This is a genomic window from Actinomycetospora soli (genome assembly GCF_021026295.1).
Classification (GTDB): Bacteria; Actinomycetota; Actinomycetes; order Mycobacteriales; family Pseudonocardiaceae; genus Actinomycetospora; species Actinomycetospora soli.
This window is the reverse complement of record NZ_JAJNDA010000027.1, coordinates 24,137-39,000: the sequence shown is the minus strand read 5'-3', so window position 1 is coordinate 39,000 and position 14,864 is coordinate 24,137. Positions and strand designations below refer to the sequence as shown.

General features: G+C 75.8%; 14 protein-coding genes. 9 read left to right on the top strand and 5 right to left on the bottom strand.

All coding sequences use genetic code 11. The annotated features are described in order from the left end of the window. Positions 1-43: 43 nt before the first annotated feature. The 4 genes from nrfD (at position 44) to selB (ending at position 5,428) form a co-directional block, all read left to right on the top strand. Complete coding sequence (gene nrfD / locus LN037_RS28310) at positions 44-1,132, top strand: NrfD/PsrC family molybdoenzyme membrane anchor subunit (RefSeq protein WP_230759778.1); 1,089 nt, start codon at positions 44-46, stop codon at positions 1,130-1,132. A 98-nt stretch (positions 1,133-1,230) separates the two neighbouring features. After that, positions 1,231-2,277: a permease gene (locus tag LN037_RS28305; protein ID WP_230759776.1), complete on the top strand. Its 1,047-nt coding sequence runs from the start codon at positions 1,231-1,233 to the stop codon at positions 2,275-2,277. Continuing rightward, entirely contained in the window at positions 2,274-3,617 is a 1,344-nt protein-coding gene (gene selA, locus LN037_RS28300) for an L-seryl-tRNA(Sec) selenium transferase (protein WP_230759774.1), read from the top strand. Before LN037_RS28305 ends, selA begins: the two co-directional genes overlap by 4 nt. Further along, positions 3,614-5,428: a selenocysteine-specific translation elongation factor gene (selB, locus tag LN037_RS28295; protein WP_230759772.1), complete on the top strand. Its 1,815-nt coding sequence runs from the start codon at positions 3,614-3,616 to the stop codon at positions 5,426-5,428. The genes selA and selB overlap by 4 nt, the downstream gene beginning before the upstream one ends. Here the strand turns inward: selB and LN037_RS28290 are convergent. The 3 genes from LN037_RS28290 to LN037_RS28280 all read right to left on the bottom strand — a co-directional run bounded on the left by LN037_RS28290 (position 5,404) and on the right by LN037_RS28280 (position 7,254). Continuing rightward, positions 5,404-6,192 (bottom strand): RNA polymerase sigma factor SigF, encoded by a 789-nt coding sequence (locus tag LN037_RS28290; RefSeq protein WP_230759771.1) that lies wholly within the window; start codon positions 6,190-6,192, stop codon positions 5,404-5,406. The genes selB and LN037_RS28290 overlap by 25 nt on opposite strands. Then, complete coding sequence (locus tag LN037_RS28285) at positions 6,189-6,656, bottom strand: ATP-binding protein (protein WP_230759804.1); 468 nt, start codon at positions 6,654-6,656, stop codon at positions 6,189-6,191. Before LN037_RS28285 ends, LN037_RS28290 begins: the two co-directional genes overlap by 4 nt. Before the next feature lie 196 nt (positions 6,657-6,852). Then, positions 6,853-7,254 carry an STAS domain-containing protein gene (locus LN037_RS28280; RefSeq protein ID WP_230759769.1) on the bottom strand — a complete coding sequence of 134 codons (402 nt, stop codon included), beginning with the start codon at positions 7,252-7,254 and terminating at the stop codon, positions 6,853-6,855. Positions 7,255-7,536: 282 nt separating this feature from the next. Between LN037_RS28280 and LN037_RS28275 the strand changes: the two genes are divergently transcribed. After that, positions 7,537-7,851 carry a WhiB family transcriptional regulator gene (locus LN037_RS28275; protein ID WP_230759767.1) on the top strand — a complete coding sequence of 105 codons (315 nt, stop codon included), beginning with the start codon at positions 7,537-7,539 and terminating at the stop codon, positions 7,849-7,851. Positions 7,852-7,892: 41 nt separating this feature from the next. Here LN037_RS28275 and LN037_RS28270 read toward each other — a convergent pair whose 3' ends face one another. Continuing rightward, positions 7,893-8,444, bottom strand: coding sequence for a proteasome activator (locus LN037_RS28270; protein ID WP_372460551.1), 552 nt, complete (start codon positions 8,442-8,444; stop codon positions 7,893-7,895). A gap of 117 nt (positions 8,445-8,561) precedes the next feature. On the opposite strand from LN037_RS28270, the gene LN037_RS28265 reads away from it, so the two are divergent. Continuing rightward, the gene (locus LN037_RS28265) at positions 8,562-9,323 is read left to right on the top strand and encodes an ATP-binding protein (protein ID WP_230759765.1); all 762 of its coding nucleotides are present in this window, start codon (positions 8,562-8,564) and stop codon (positions 9,321-9,323) included. An 8-nt stretch (positions 9,324-9,331) separates the two neighbouring features. On the opposite strand, the gene LN037_RS28260 is transcribed toward LN037_RS28265, so the two are convergent. After that, positions 9,332-10,381 carry a DNA topoisomerase IB gene (locus LN037_RS28260; RefSeq protein ID WP_230759763.1) on the bottom strand — a complete coding sequence of 350 codons (1,050 nt, stop codon included), beginning with the start codon at positions 10,379-10,381 and terminating at the stop codon, positions 9,332-9,334. 75 nt (positions 10,382-10,456) lie between these two features. Between LN037_RS28260 and LN037_RS28255 the strand changes: the two genes are divergently transcribed. The 3 genes from LN037_RS28255 to malQ all read left to right on the top strand — a co-directional run bounded on the left by LN037_RS28255 (position 10,457) and on the right by malQ (position 14,854). Beyond that, positions 10,457-12,136 (top strand): RecQ family ATP-dependent DNA helicase, encoded by a 1,680-nt coding sequence (locus LN037_RS28255; protein ID WP_230759761.1) that lies wholly within the window; start codon positions 10,457-10,459, stop codon positions 12,134-12,136. Between the two features lie 78 nt (positions 12,137-12,214). Next, on the top strand, positions 12,215-12,589 hold the full coding sequence (locus tag LN037_RS28250; protein ID WP_230759759.1) for a hypothetical protein: 375 nt from the start codon (positions 12,215-12,217) through the stop codon (positions 12,587-12,589). A gap of 219 nt (positions 12,590-12,808) precedes the next feature. Then, on the top strand, positions 12,809-14,854 hold the full coding sequence (gene malQ / locus LN037_RS28245; protein ID WP_230759758.1) for a 4-alpha-glucanotransferase: 2,046 nt from the start codon (positions 12,809-12,811) through the stop codon (positions 14,852-14,854). The last annotated feature ends 10 nt before the right edge of the window (positions 14,855-14,864 follow it).

Sequence of the window (14,864 nt, the reverse complement as noted above, 5' to 3'; positions counted from 1 at the left end):
CGACGGAGCATCGGGACGAGCACGCCGACGGGGGAGTTCGACCGTGACCGAGGACCTGAACCCCCGGATGCCGCAGCGCTCCCGGATCGACCACGACCAGGTCAAGCCCCGGCGGGGGCGCAGTCGCGGTCGGAAGGGCGAGCAGCTCCAGGTGCCCGAGGCGGAGTTCCGCAGCTACTACGGGCGCCCGATCATCAAGGCGCCGGTCTGGAAGAACCCGGACGTCCCGCTGTACCTGTTCCTCGGCGGGCTCGCGGGCTCGTCGTCGGTGCTGGCGGCGATGGCGGTCGCGACCGACCGGCCGACCCTGCGCCGGGCGGGCCGCTACGTGGCCGCCGGCGGCGCGATGGGCGGCACCGTCTTCCTCATCCACGACCTGCACCGGCCGAGCCGCTTCCTGCACATGCTGCGGGTGTTCAAGCCGACCTCGCCGCTCTCGGTCGGCTCGTGGATCCTCTCCCCCTTCGCGGCCTTCGCGACGGCGGCGGCGGGCGCCGAGGCGCTGCGCCCCTACCTGGGCGAGCGTGGCACCGGGCGGTTCGTGCAGCGCGCGGGCGACGTCGCGGGGGTCGGCGCGGCCGTCGTCGGGCCGGCGCTCGCGACGTACACCGCGGTGCTGATCTCGAACACCGCCGTCCCCACGTGGCACGAGGCGCACCGCCACCTGCCCGTGCTGTTCGCGGGCAGTGCCGCGGCCGCCGGCGGCGGGTTCGGCCTCGTCGCCGCGTCGGTGCGGGACAACGAGCCGGCCGCCCGGCTGGCGGTCGCGGGCGCGGTGGTCGAGCTGGTCACCGAGGAGAAGATGACCCGTGACCTCGGGATGCTCGCCGACGTCTACGACAAGGGCCGCGCGAAGACGCTCATGACGCTCTCGAAGGCCTGCCTGGCCGCCGGTGCGGTCGGGGCGGTCGTCGGGCGGAAGAAGCGGTGGTCGGCGGCGCTCTCGGGGCTCGCGCTCATGGCGGGCTCCGCCCTCACCCGCTTCGGCGTGTTCGACGCCGGGATCGCCTCGGCCAACGACCCCGCGCACATCGTCGTGCCCCAGCGCGAGCGCATCCGCCGTCGGGAGGAGGCCGTGCAGGCCGGCACCACCCCGCCCGACCGGCACTACGTGCCCGCGGCCGGGAACTGACGCCCCGCCCCGGAGACGGACGAACGGCCCGTTCGTCCGTCTCCGGGCGGCGATGATCAGCCTGCGGACCGTCGACCGGGCGCGCAGACTCGGTCGCCGTGACCACGACACCGACCGCTCCCCGTCGCACGTGGATCCCGGTCGTCGGGGTCGGGCTGCTGGCGGTCCTGCTGCTGGTCTGGGCCAAGTGGCAGCCGTACTGGGTGAAGGTGCCGTCGGTGGCGGGGTCCGGGTCGCTCGGGTCGTCGATCCTGCCCGCGGACGGGGTGTCGCTGCGGGCCGGCCTGGCGTTCGCGGGGACCTACTTCCTCGCGATCTGGCCGGCGCTCGTCACCGGGCTCGTCCTCGCGGCGGCGATCCGCACCGTGCTGCCGGCGGACTGGACGGCGCGGGTGGTCGGACGGCGCGGCAGCGTCGTCGGGAGCGCGCTCGCCGTGCCGGGGATGATGTGCAGCTGCTGCTCGGCGCCGGTGGCGGTGGGGCTGCGGCAACGGGCGGCCGACGTCCGGGCCGCCCTCGCGTTCTGGCTGGCCAGCCCCGCGTTGAACCCGGTCGTGCTGGTGTTCTGCGCGTTCGTGCTGCCGTGGCCGTGGACGCTGCTGCGGCTGGCGGCCGGGCTCGGCGTCGTCGCGGTCGGGGCACTCGCCGCCCGGCGGGCGGGCGACGCGCCCGACCCGACCGGCCTCGTCGTCGCCACGGACTCGGGCGACGACGGACGCCCGCTGCCGATCCGGTTCCTCGCCGCGCTCGGGAGCCTGTCCGTGCGCCTGCTGCCCGAGTACCTGGTGCTCGTCGTCGCCCTGGGCGCCCTCCGGGGTGTGCTGTTCCCGGTCGGCGCGGGGCTCGCCGGGACGCACGGGGCGGTGGTGGTCGCGATCGTCGTGCTGCTCGCGGTGGCCGGCACGCTGCTGCCGATCCCGACCGGCGCGGAGATCGCCGCCGTCGCCGCGCTCCTGGCGGCGGGGGTGTCGCCGGTGATCGCCGCGGCGCTGCTGGTCACGCTGCCGGCGATCAGCCTGCCGTCGCTGCTCATGGTGCGGCGGGTGTTCCCGACGCGGGTGCTGGCGACGGTGACGGTCGGGACGGTGCTGATCGGGGTGGTGTGCTCGGTGGTCGTGGCGGTGGGTGGATCCTGGACGGCATGACGACCGATCCCCGACGGCGGATCCCGCGCACCGACGCCGTCCTCGCCGACCCGCGGGTGGCGCAGGCCGTCGCGGTCGTCGGGAAGGCGCGGGTGAAGGACGTCGTGCTCGCCGCGCAGAAGCGGGCGCGCGCCGGGGAGATCGGGCCGGACGACGTCGTCGACGCCGTGGTGGCGGACCTGCCGCGCAGTGCGGCGAGCCTGCGGCCGGTGCTGAACGCGACCGGGGTCGTGCTGCACACCAACCTCGGGCGGGCGCCGCTGTCGGGCGCGGCCCGCGAGGCGCTGGTGACCGCGGCCGGCACCACCGACGTCGAGCTCGACCTCGCGACCGGAGGCCGCGGGAAGCGGGGCGCGGGCGCGATGGCGGCACTCGCGGACGCGGTGCCCGACGCGGGCGGCGTGCACGTGGTGAACAACGGCGCCGCGGCGCTGGTCCTCGCGGCGACCGCGCTCGCCGCCGAGCGGGAGATCGTCATCGCGCGCGGCGAGATGGTCGAGATCGGCGACGGCTTCCGGCTGCCGGAGCTGCTGGAGTCGACCGGGGCGCGGCTGCGCGAGGTCGGGACGACGAACCGGGTGCGGGTCGACGACTACGCGGCCGCGGTCGGTCCGGACACCGGGTTGATCCTCAAGGTGCACCCGTCGAACTTCGTGGTGCAGGGCTTCACGTCCAGCGTGCCCGCCGGGGAGCTGACCGGGCTCGGCGTGCCGGTGGTCGCCGACATCGGGTCGGGCCTGCTCGCGCCGCACCCGGTACTCCCGGACGAGCCGGACGCGGCGACCGAGCTGCGGGCGGGGGTCCCGTTGGTGACGGCGAGCGGGGACAAGCTGCTCGGCGGGCCGCAGGCGGGGCTGCTCCTCGGCGACGCCGACCTGGTGCACCGGCTGCGGCGGCACCCGCTCGCGCGCGCCCTGCGCGTGGACAAGCTGACGCTCGCGGCGCTGGAGGCGACGCTGCGCGGGCCCGTGCCGCCGGTGCGGGCGATGCTCGAGGCGGACGTCCCCGCGCTCCGCGACCGGGCCGCGGCGGTGGCGGCGGCCGTGGGCGGGGAGGTCGTGGACTGCGCCGCCCAGGTCGGCGGGGGCGGCGCGCCGGGCGTCGACCTGCCCAGTGCCGCGGTGGCCCTGCCGGTCGCGTACGCGGAGGCGTTGCGGGCCGGGGACGACCCCGTCGTCGGGCGGGTGGAGCAGGGCCGCTGCCTGCTCGACCTGCGGTCGGTACTCCCGGACGACGACGCGCGGCTGGTGGCGGCGGTGCGGGCGGTCACGGAGTGGCGTTCCGGGCACTCATCGCACGCAGTGACGCATTGCTTGCACCCGGAGGGTGCGTCGTCGTGAAGGTCCTGGCGACCGCCGGGCACGTGGACCACGGCAAGTCGACGCTGATCCGCGCCCTGACCGGGATGGAGCCCGACCGCTGGGCCGAGGAACGGCGGCGCGGCATGACGATCGACCTGGGCTTCGCCTGGACCGACGTGGGCGGCGACACCCTCGCGTTCGTCGACGTCCCGGGGCACGAGCGGTTCGTGACGCAGATGCTGGCCGGGGTCGGGCCGGTGCCCGCCACGATGTTCGTCGTCGCCGCGGACGCCGGGTGGATGCCGCAGTCCGGCGAGCACCTCGACGCCCTGCACGCGCTGGGCGTGCACGACGGCGTCCTGGTGGTGACGCGCTCGGACCTCATGGAGCCCGAGCTGGCGCGCGACGAGGCCCTGGAGCACCTCGCGGAGTCGACGCTGGGACGGCTGCCCGCGGTGTGCGTGTCGGGGACGACCGGCGCGGGACTGGACGACCTGCGCGCCGAGCTGACCGCGCTCGCCGGGCGGCTGCCCGACCCCGACCCGACCGCCGACGTGCGCCTCTGGGTGGACCGCGCGTTCACGATCCGCGGCGCGGGCACGGTGGTCACCGGCACGCTCGGGGCCGGCCGGATCACGGTCGGCGACGAGCTGGAGCTCGGTGGCCGGACGGTGGCGGTGCGGGGCCTGCAGTCCCTGGGAGCGGCCGTCGGGACGGCGACCGGGGTCGCACGCGTCGCGGTGAACCTGCGGGGCGTCCCGCTGGAGGAGGTCTCGCGCGGCGACACGCTGCGGACGCCGGGCCGCTGGCTCGACGCGGGGATCGTCGACGTGAGGGTGCACCCGCCGCGGGGCGCGGAGGTCGTCGGGCGGCTGCCCGCGCAGGTGATGGTGCACGTCGGGTCGGCCGCGGTCGCGGCACGGGTGCGTCCGCTCTCCCGCGAGGACGCGCCGGACGCCGCACCGGGCGCGCGGACGGTGCGGCTCACCCTGCGCGAGCCGCTCCCCCTCCGGCCCGGGGACCGGGCGCTGCTGCGCGACCCCGGCGCCCACGCCGTGCTCGGTGGCGTCACGGTGCTCGACGTCCGCCCGCCGGAGCTGCGGCGTCGCGGCGCGGCCCGGGCGCGCGCGGGCGAGCTCGCGGTCAGCGACGGCACCCCCGACACCGCGGTCGAGCTCTCCCGACGACGGGTCCTCCGCGCGGCCGACCTCGCGGGCCTCGGCCTCGCCGACCCGCCGTCGGGAACACCCTCCGCCGCGGGCTGGTACGTGGACCCGGAGCACCTCGGGAACCTGGCCGCGCGGCTCGTCGAGCTCGTCGCCGAGCACGCCGCGGCCGACCCGCTCGAGCCGGGCCTGCCGACGCGGGCGGCGCAGCGCGGCCTGGACCTGCCCGAGCAGCGGCTCGTCGCGCTCGTCCTCGCGCGCTGCCCGGACCTCGTCGAGGAGGGCGGACGCATCCGGCGGGCGGGCGACGGCGGACTGCCCGCGGCGGTGCGCGAGGCGGTGGGGACCGTGCTGGCGGACCTCGCCGACGCGCCGTTCGCGGCGCCGGAGGCGAACCGGCTCGCCGAACTCGGGCTGGGCGGCCGTCAGCTGGGGGCCGTGGTGAAGGCCGGTGAGCTGCTGCGTGTCGCCGACGGCATCTACCTGCGGCCCGACGCCCCGGACCGCGCGGTCGAGGTGCTCGCGACGCTCGAGCAACCGTTCACGGTGTCGGCCGCGCGCCAGGCCCTCGGCACGACCCGCCGGGTGGCCGTGCCGCTGCTCGAACTGCTCGGCCGCACCGGGCGGACCCGCCCCGAGGGGGACGGGCACGCGGTGCGTCAGCTGCCCTCGGACAGGTCCTGACGCAGCGCGGCGAGGGTGCGGGTGAGCAGGCGTGAGACGTGCATCTGTGAGACGCCGACGCGCTCGGCGATCTGCGTCTGGGTCATGCCACCGAAGAAGCGCAGCATGACGATCGTGCGTTCGCGCTCCGGCAGCCGGCGCAGCGCGGGCTGCACGGTCTCCCGGTGCTCGACCTGGGTCAGCTCGTCGTCGTCGGTGCCGAGGACGTCGGCGAGCCGGCCGGACGACGGGTCGTCGACGAGCATGTCGTCGAGCGAGCTGGAGCGGTAGGCGTTGGCCGCCTCGAGCGCCTCGAGGATCTCCTCGCGCGGCTTCGAGAGCCGCTCGGCGAGCTCGCCCGCCGTCGGGGCGCGGCCGAGCTCCTGGGAGAGCGCGGGCATCGCCGAGCCGATGGCGAGACGCAGATCCTTGAGCCGCCGCGGGACGCGGGTCGACCACGCCTTGTCGCGGAAGTAGCGGCGGACCTCCCCGGTGATGGTGGGCACCGCGTAGGAGAGGAAGTCCGAGCCGCGCTCCGGAGAGAACCGGTCGACCGCGTGGATCAGGCCGACCGTCGCGACCTGCTCGAGGTCCTCCTGCGGTTCGCCGCGCTGCGCGAAGCGGCGCGCGATGTGCCGTGCGAGCGGCAGGTAGCCCTGGACCAGGCGGTCCCGCAGCGCCTCGCGGCGCCCGTCACCGGGCGGGAGCGAGGCGTGCTCCGCGAGCAGGGGTGCGAGATGGGAATAGGAGTCGTCCCGCTTCTCCTGCTCGGCGGGGACGCTCACGTCGTCGTCCGGTCCTTGAGCAGTCGGATGCCGATCCACGCCGGGTCGCCGTCGAGCACCTCGGCGACGTCGGTCAGCGTGTCGAGCACCCGCCAGCCGAAGGTGTCCTGCCGCAGCGTCGTCGGGCGGTCCACGGGCACGCGCGCGACGACCGCGACCCGGCCGTCGATGACCGTGAAGCCGCAGCGCAGCTGCCCGCCGTCACTGGCGAGCGGCACCAGGGCCGAGCACGCCTCGTCGACGGCCATGCGCAGGTCGGACACCGCGTCCAGGTCGAAGTCCGCCCGGGCCGCGAGGTCGGCCGCCACCGCACGCACGGAGGGGATCAGCGCCGGGTCGGCGTGGACCCGCACCTCGACGGGGCTCGGGACCTCCGCCAGGTTCGTCACGTCGGGCAGGCCGTCGACCTCGGTCGCCACGCCCGCGGCGGGAACCTCGGGAACGCGCTGCTGCGGATCGGGCATCTGCACGACTGCTGGTCTCCGTTTCGCGGGTCGGGGGACGCCCGTCGGGCGTCCGGGTCTGGCGACGGGGACCACCCCGCCGCGTCACCGTATCGGCGCAGACGCCGCTGGTCACCATCGGTTCTCGCCGCGCGTGTCGACGTCGTCGACGAGGGCGCGGCGCGACGTGGGTCGAGCCGCGTCGTGCGCCGGGCGGTCAGGCCGCGAGGGCGTCCTCGACGGTCGTGTGGATCTCGAACAGATCCGTCAGCCCGGTGGCCTGCAGCGGACGGCTCACGGGACGGCTGTCGGCGACCAGGCGCAGGGCGACCCCGCGGTTGCGCGACTCGTCGAGGGCCTCGACCAGCAGCGCGAGCCCGCTGGAGCCCAGGAACTCGACGGCGAGCATGTCGAGCACGAGGACCGACAGCCCGGCGGCCAGCTCCTCGGTCACCTTCGCCCGCAGCGCCGGCGTGGTGAGCATGTCGATCTCGCCGGTCAGGCGGATGACCGAGGTCTCCCCCGACCGCCGGACGTCGACGCCCATCGGCTCCTCGGTGGAGAACTCCTCCTCGGTGGCCACGGCTTCCCGCCCCCCATTCCCTGCGCTGTCAGTCATGCACCGACTCCTCGACCTGCTATGGCGTCCCGTGCCGTCCGGTCATCACGGACGGTCAGGTGGCACGCACGATACCCACCGCCGCGGACACTACTCGCGACGCAGGGTCGTCGGACGGTCGCACGGTGGCGACCGGACGCACGACACATCGGCGACGGCGAACGCGTCCGACCGGGTGACCCGATCTGGTTTGTGATCGCGAGCCCCCGGTTATACCCGCGTCGCCCCCGTCGGGCAGGTCGCCCGCGACCGCCGACCCTGTTGGAAGGCCTGGAGGTTCCCGTGGCTGATGTGCGTCTGCTGCCCGGCCCGATCATCGACGAGTGGGACTGGCAGCTGCACGGGTCGTGCCGCGGCATGGACTCGAGCTTCTTCTTCCACCCCGACGGCGAGCGCGGGCCGCGCCGCGAGCAGCGGGCCAGCCAGGCCAAGAAGGTCTGCATGAGCTGCCCGGTGCTCGACCCCTGCCGCCGCCACGCGCTGGCCACCCGCGAGCCCTACGGGGTCTGGGGCGGTCTCACCGAGGACGAGCGCCGCTCCGCGCTGCGTCGCCCGCGCGCCGGCGCCGCCGCCGGTGAGGTCGTGCTCGAGGGCTGATCGAGCCCGTCCGACCCTGCGGTCCCCCGGCGGTCAGGGGTTCAGAGGTACTGACCGCCGAACTGGCCGCCCTCGGCGGGCGCCGATCCGCCGGGCAACGCGGTCCCCGTCCGACCGGGACGTCCCTGCCGCATCTGCTCGAGCTGACCCCGGGCGGCCATCTGCTGGGCCAGCACGGCGCTCTGGATGCCGTGGAAGAGCCCCTCGAGCCACCCCAGCAGCTGCGCCTGTGCGATCCGCAGCTCCGCCTGCGACGGCACCTCGTCCGTCCCGAGCGGCAGCGAGATCCGCGCCAGCTCGTCGCGCAGCTCCGGGGCCAGACCCTGGCCGAGCTCCTGGATCGACCGCGCGTGGATGTCCGCGAGCCGCGCCCGACCGGCCTCGTCCAGCGGCGCCGAGCGCACCTCCTCGATGAGCTTGCCGACCATGCCGGCCACGCGCATGACCGCGCCGGGCGACTCCACCAGCTCCGCGGTCCCCGCCCCGTCGCCTGCTCCGCTGGCGGCCGCGGCGGCCAGGGCGGACGGGTTGGCGGGACGGTCCTCGGCGCCCTCGGCGCCCTCGCCGGCTTCGGTGCTCACGGCGTCCATCATGGCGTGCCGCCCGGCCCCGCGCGCTCCGGCCGCCGGAGTCCCGATCGTGCCCGCATCGTCGTGGGTGGCGGCGCTTGCCCCGGGTCGAGCCGGGGTATCACGGCCGCGAGGTGAATCGTGCAGCAGCTGGCGTGGGAGACCCGCGACGCCCCCTCGGGCGGCGCGGTGGTGGTGACGGTCCGGGGGGACCTGGACCGCGCCGGCCGTGAGCAGTTCGTGCGCGACCTCGCCGACCTGCTCGTGGAGCACCACCGGGTGGTCCTGGAGTGCTCGGAGCTGCGACCGCAGCACGCGTCGGTGGTGCACGCCTTCACGGAGGCCCTGGCCCGCACCCGCGGGTGGCCCACCGCGTGCCTCGTCCTCGTCGCGCCCGAACCGGCGCTGGCCGCCCTCCTGACCGGATCCGGCGTCGTCCGGCGCTTCCCGGTGTTCGACGCCGTCGCGGAGGCGCTGGCGCACCTCGACGACCGGCCGTCGGTGCTGCGGGAGTGGTGGCGCTTCGCCGTCGACGCCCACGCCCCCGGCCGGGCGCGCGGCCACGTGCGGGACACCTGCCGGCGCTGGAGCGTGTCGGACTCGGTGCGCGAGGCCGCGGAGATCGTCGTGACCGAGCTCGTGACGAACTCCGTCGAGCACGCCAGCAGCGCCTCCGTCGTCGAGGTGGAGGGGCGGGGCACGACCCTGCGCATGACGGTGCGCGACTACGGCGTCGGCTTCCGCATCCCCGAGGCCGACACCTGGATCGCCCCGCCGACCTCCTCGCCCCGCGGACGGGGCCTGGCGATGGTGGCCGCGGTCTCGCGGGAGTGGGGCCTGCAGCGCCATCCCGACGGCACCACGATCTGGGCGGAGATGACCCCGGAGTCGGTCGGGGCCTGAGCGCCCCCTCAGTCCCGGTCGGTGACGAGCTCGAGCACCGCCGCCTCGACCTGCTCGCGCATGGCGAGGTCGGACGGGTCGGCCTCGCGCACCGCGTCGAGCACGGTGCGGCCGGCCTCGAAGTGCTCAACGAGGACCGGGTCGACGTAGGACCGCTTGCAGACCGCCGGGGTGTTGCCGAGCTGGGCGGCGACGGTCTTCATGGTGTGCGTGACCGCGGCCTTGCGCTTGCGCTCCGCGGTCGGCGGGGCGCCGTCCGCCCCGACCTGGGTGGCGAGCGCGACGGCGGCGACCACCCCGGCGTTCCACGTGCGCAGGTCCTTCGCGGTGAACTCGTCGCCGACCAGCTCGTGCACGGCGTCGTTGACGTCGTCGGCGGTGACGTCGTGCCACACCCGCTTGCGCTGCCGCGTCGCCGACCAGGCGAGCAGGTCGTCCCCTCCCCCGCGGCGGCGCTTGAGCGAGGTGACGAGGCGGTGCGTGGCGGGGTCCGCGATCGTCAGGGTGCGCGGCACCCCGGCCTTCGCGACGTAGCGGAACTGCACCGTGCCGTCCTTGCGCGCGCTCGCGTGCTCGCGGCGCAGCGTCGCCAGGCCGAAGGACGCCTCGGAGTACTTGTCCCCCTCGGCGTACTCCTCGCCGCCGACGCGGAACACCCCGAGGTCGAGCAGCCACACCGCGCCGGCCATCACCCGGTCCCGGCCGAGGCCGTCGGACTCCAGGCGCTCGAGGAGATGCTTCCGGACGTCGGGCAGGTGGGCCCCGAGCCGCGCGACCCGCTCGAACTTCTCGCGGGACTGCTGCTCGGTCCACTCCGCGTGGTAGCGGTACTGACGACGTCCCGCCGCGTCGGTGCCGACGGCCTGGATGTGTCCGTCGGCCCGCGGGGAGATCCACACGTCGCGCCAGGCGGGTGGGATGACCAGCGCCGTGATGCGGTCCAGCGTCCCCGCGTCGGAGACCGCCTCACCGGAGGTGAGATCGAAGTAGCTGAAGCCCTTCCCCCGGCGGCGGCGACCGAGTCCGGGCCCATGGGGGTCGACCCTCGTCAGCGTCACCGCTCCGGCGTACCCGCTGGTAGGACGGGCGCAACCGGGCGTTTCCGGCGTCGGGCGCCGGCCCATCCCCGCGCCGTGACAGCGGTCCGCGCTCCTCAGACCTCCTCGCTCACCGGCCCGTGCGGCCCCGTCGACGTCGACGCCGCGGGCCTCGACGCCGCCGCCGTCCGCTACCTCGGCGACGACGCCGAACTCACCGACGGCCAGCGCGACGCGATCCTCGCGGCGCTCGCCACCGACACCCTCGCGGTGCTGCCGCCCGCCGCGGGCAAGACCGCCATCTACGCGATCGCGGGGGACCTGCTGGGCGGGCGCACCGTCGTGGTGTCGCCGACCCTGTCGCTGCACCGCGACCAGGTCGCGCACCTCACCGACGCCGGGGTCGCCGCGGCCGCGCTCAACTCCGAGTCCGGCCGGGACGCGCTGTCCGCCTTCGCCGCGGGCGAGCTCGCCGTCGTCGTGACCTCCCCCGAGCAGCTCGCCCGGCCCGACGTCCTCGAGCAGCTCGCGCTCGCGGAACCGACCCTGCTCGTCGTCGACGAGGCGCACTGCGTCAGCGACTGGGGCCCGGACTTCCGGCCCGACTACCTCGCGCTCGCCGCGGCCGGGCGGGCCCTCGGGTCGCCGCGGGTGCTGGCCCTCACCGCCACGGCGTCGCTCCCGGCCCGCGAGGAGATCCTCGACCTGCTCGCCGTGCCCGACGCCTGCGTGGTGGTCCGCGACGTCGACCGGCCGCGGACGCACCTCACGGTGCGGCTCGTGCACACCGAGGAGGCGAAGTGGGAGCACGTGGTGGAGACCGTGACCGCCCTCGAGGGCGCGGGCATCGTCTACGTGACCACCCGCGGGCACACCTCGGTCCTCGCCGAGCGGCTGACGGACGCGGGTGTCGCAGCGCGGGCCTACCACGGCGGGATGCGGAAGAAGGAGCGTCAGGAGGTCCAGGACGCGTTCATGGCCGACGAGCTCTCGGTGGTCGTGGCGACCAGCGCCTTCGGCATGGGGATCGACAAGCCGGACGTGCGGTGGATCGTCCACGGTGACGTCCCGACCTCGATCGACGCCTACCACCAGGAGATCGGACGGGCGGGCCGCGACGGCGGCACCGCCTCGGCGGTGCTCTTCCACCGGCCCCAGGACCTCGCCCGCCCGAAGCTGTTCGCGTCCGGGCGCGACGCGCGGGCCGCGGCCCTCGCCACGGTGGTGGAGGCCATCCGCCTGCACGACGACGGGGTGGCGCAGGCCGAGCTGGCCGACGCCGCCGGACTGTCGAAGGCCGCGCTGTCCCGCGCGATCCCGGCCCTCGTCGTCGGCGGCAGCGTGGTGCAGGCACCGGGACGGCGGCTGATCGCCGGGCTGAACGGGGCCCCGGCGATCGAGGTCGCCCGCGCGGCCGCCGAGCTGGTGGCGCGCAGCCGGGAGCGGCAGCGGTCGAAGGTCGAGCTGGTGCGGCGCTTCGCCGAGGGCTCCGGGTGCCGTCGACGCACCCTGCTGGAGGTCCTCGGCGAGCCCCGCGACGAGCCGTGCGGCAACTGCGACCACTGTGACAGCGGCGACGTCGGCGACCCCGGGGAGCGCTCCGGCGCGTCCCACGGTGAGCCGGTGCCCGGTGAGTCCGTGACCCACGACGAGTGGGGCCGCGGGGTCGTGCAGACGGTCGGCGACGACACCGTGGTCGTGCTGTTCGACGACGCCGGTTACCGGACGTTGTCGATCCCCGTCCTCCGGGAGCGGGGACTGTTGACCTCCGTGTGACCGTGCAGGCGTTTGCCTGTCACACAGGGTGCCGATTCTGTTAGTACTGACATCCCTGCCCCCGAACGGAAGGTGCTCGTGCTCCTCGACCCCATCTCGACCCGGCCGTCCGCCGATCACCCCAGCCTCCCCGCCGTCGTCCCCGATCCGACCGACCTCGCGGTCCTCCCCGACCCCACCCGCGTGCTCCCCGCCGACCTCGGCGCCCTGGTGACCCGCGCGCGTCGTGACCGTGGCTCCGCGCTCGCCCTGGTCCACCTCCTCCTCGAGCGCGAGTGGTCCGCGGCCGAGGTGGGCTCCGCCCTCGACGGGCTGGTGGCCCTGACCCGCCCGCAGATCGAGGCGCTCGCCACCGTGCGCCGGCCCCGGACGTCGGCCTCCGACGTCGCCGACCGGCTCGTCGCGAACCGGCGTCCGCTCACGTCCCGCGTGCCGCACCCGCGGACGAGCTGAGCGGAGCACCCTCCCGGGTGCAAGCAATGCGTCGCTGCGTGCACCGGACGCCAGGAGAGGCGGCATCGTCGATCACCTGACGACGGTGCCGCCTTCGCTGTCACCGGGTGCATGCAGTGACGCATTGCTTGCACCGGGAGGTGCAGATCGGCGGGTCCTCACGGCGGGCAACGGGTAGGACTGGGAACCTCGTCCGCGAGTCCCCCCGAGAGGAGCCCGGTGCCCGGCGTCAGTGCTGATCTGGCCGACCTCGCCGCCGCGTACGGCGTCGCCACCCGCTACCGCGACGCGGACGACCGCGACGTCGACGTCGAGGCCGACGTGGTGGTCGACGTGCTCGCCGCGCTCGACGTGGACGCGTCCGGGCCCGAGGCGATCGCCGCCGCGCTGGCGAACCGGCGCCAGGGCGCCCTGCCGCCCACGCTCGTCGTCGGGAACGCGCCCGTGGAGCTGCCCGAGCCCGGGGAACTGACCCTCGAGGACGGGACCACGAGCCGGGTGTCGACGCTCGTCGACCTGCCCGTCGGGTACCACCGCGTGGTCTGCGGGCACGAGGCGGCCGCGGTGCTCGTGCCGCCGGCGCGCCTGGCCGAGGTGCCGCGGACGTGGGGCTGGATGGTGCAGCTGTACTCCCTGCACTCCCCCGGCTCGTGGGGCTGCGGGGACCTCGTCGACCTGCGCGACCTGCTCTCCGCGGCCGCCGGGCAGGGCGCGGGCGCGGTGCTGTGCAACCCGCTGCACGCGCTGCGGCTCGAGCCGACGGTCGAGTCGTCGCCGTACTCGCCGTCGTCGCGCCGGTTCCTGCACCCGGTGTCGCTGCGGATCAGCGCGACCCCGGCCTACCGGGCCGCGCCGGCGCACGTGCGGTTCGCGGTCGACCGGCTGGCACCCGACCGCGACCTCTCCCGCGACACCGACCCGACCGACCTCATCGACTACGACGCGGTGTGGGCCGCCAAGCGTGCCGCGCTCGCCCTGCTCCGGCCGTTCGCCGGGTCGGTCGGCGCGACGCCGGGGATCGAGCACGAGGTGCCGCCGGTGCCGGGGGCGTACGTGGAGCCCGCCGACGCCGACGACCCGGACGCCGCGCTCGCCGCCGAGCACCGCGCCGTCGTCGCGGCACTGCCGCCGGCGCTGCGGGACGTGGCCACCTGGTACGCGCTGGCCGAGCGCCACGGCCCGGAGTGGCGGAGCTGGCCGGAGGACGTCCGCTCCCCCGACGGGCCGGGCATCGAGGCGGCCCGCGACGAGCTCGCCGACCGCATCTCCTTCCACGGCTGGTGCCAGTACCTGCTCGACCACCAGCTCGCCGAGGCGCACGCGGCGACGTTCGGCATGCCGGTCGGCCTGATCGCCGACCTCGCCGTCGGCTGCGCGCCCGACGGCGCCGACGCCTGGGCCCTGCAGTCCTTCCTGGCGCCCGGCGTGCACGTCGGTGCCCCGCCGGACGACTTCAACCAGCGCGGCCAGGACTGGTCACTGCCGCCGTGGCGCCCCGACCGGCTCGCCGAGGCGGGCTACGCGCCGCTGCGCGACATGCTCGCCGCCGTCCTGCGCCACGCCGACGGCGTCCGGATCGACCACGTCGCCGGGCTGTGGCGGCTCTGGTGGATCCCGCCGGGCCGGCCCGCCACCGAGGGCACCTACGTGCACTACGACGCCGCGGCCATGCTCGCGGTGCTCGCCATCGAGGCCTCGCGGGCCGGGGCGGTCGTCGTCGGGGAGGACCTGGGGACGGTCGAGCCCGAGGTGACCGAGGGGCTCGCCGACCACGGGATGCTCGGCTGCGCGGTGCTGTGGTTCCAGCGCGACGCCGACGGCGACCTGCTCCCGCCGTCGCGGTGGGACGAGATGACGCTCGGGACGATCTCCACGCACGACCTCCCGACGGCGGTCGGGTTCCTGCGCGACGAGCACGTCCGGATCCGCGACGAGGCCGGGCTGCTCACCGACGTCGACGCCGCCCGCGAGCAGGCGGAGCGCGAGCGCGGGGAGCTGATCGACCTGCTGGTGTCGCAGGGCGCGCTCGGGGACGACCGGAGCGAGGCGGCGGTCGTCGCCGCGATGCACCGGCTGCTCGCCGGGGCCGGGTCGCGGATCGTGCTGGCCGCGTTCACCGACGTGCTCGACGAGGTCCGGCAGCCGAACCTGCCCGGCACCACGGACGCCTACCCGAACTGGCGGATCCCGCTGCCCCTCGCGCTCGACGAGCTGCTGGCCGACCCGCGGGTGCGGGCGACGGTGGAGGCGCTGCGGGGTCGGTAGTCCTCCCCTT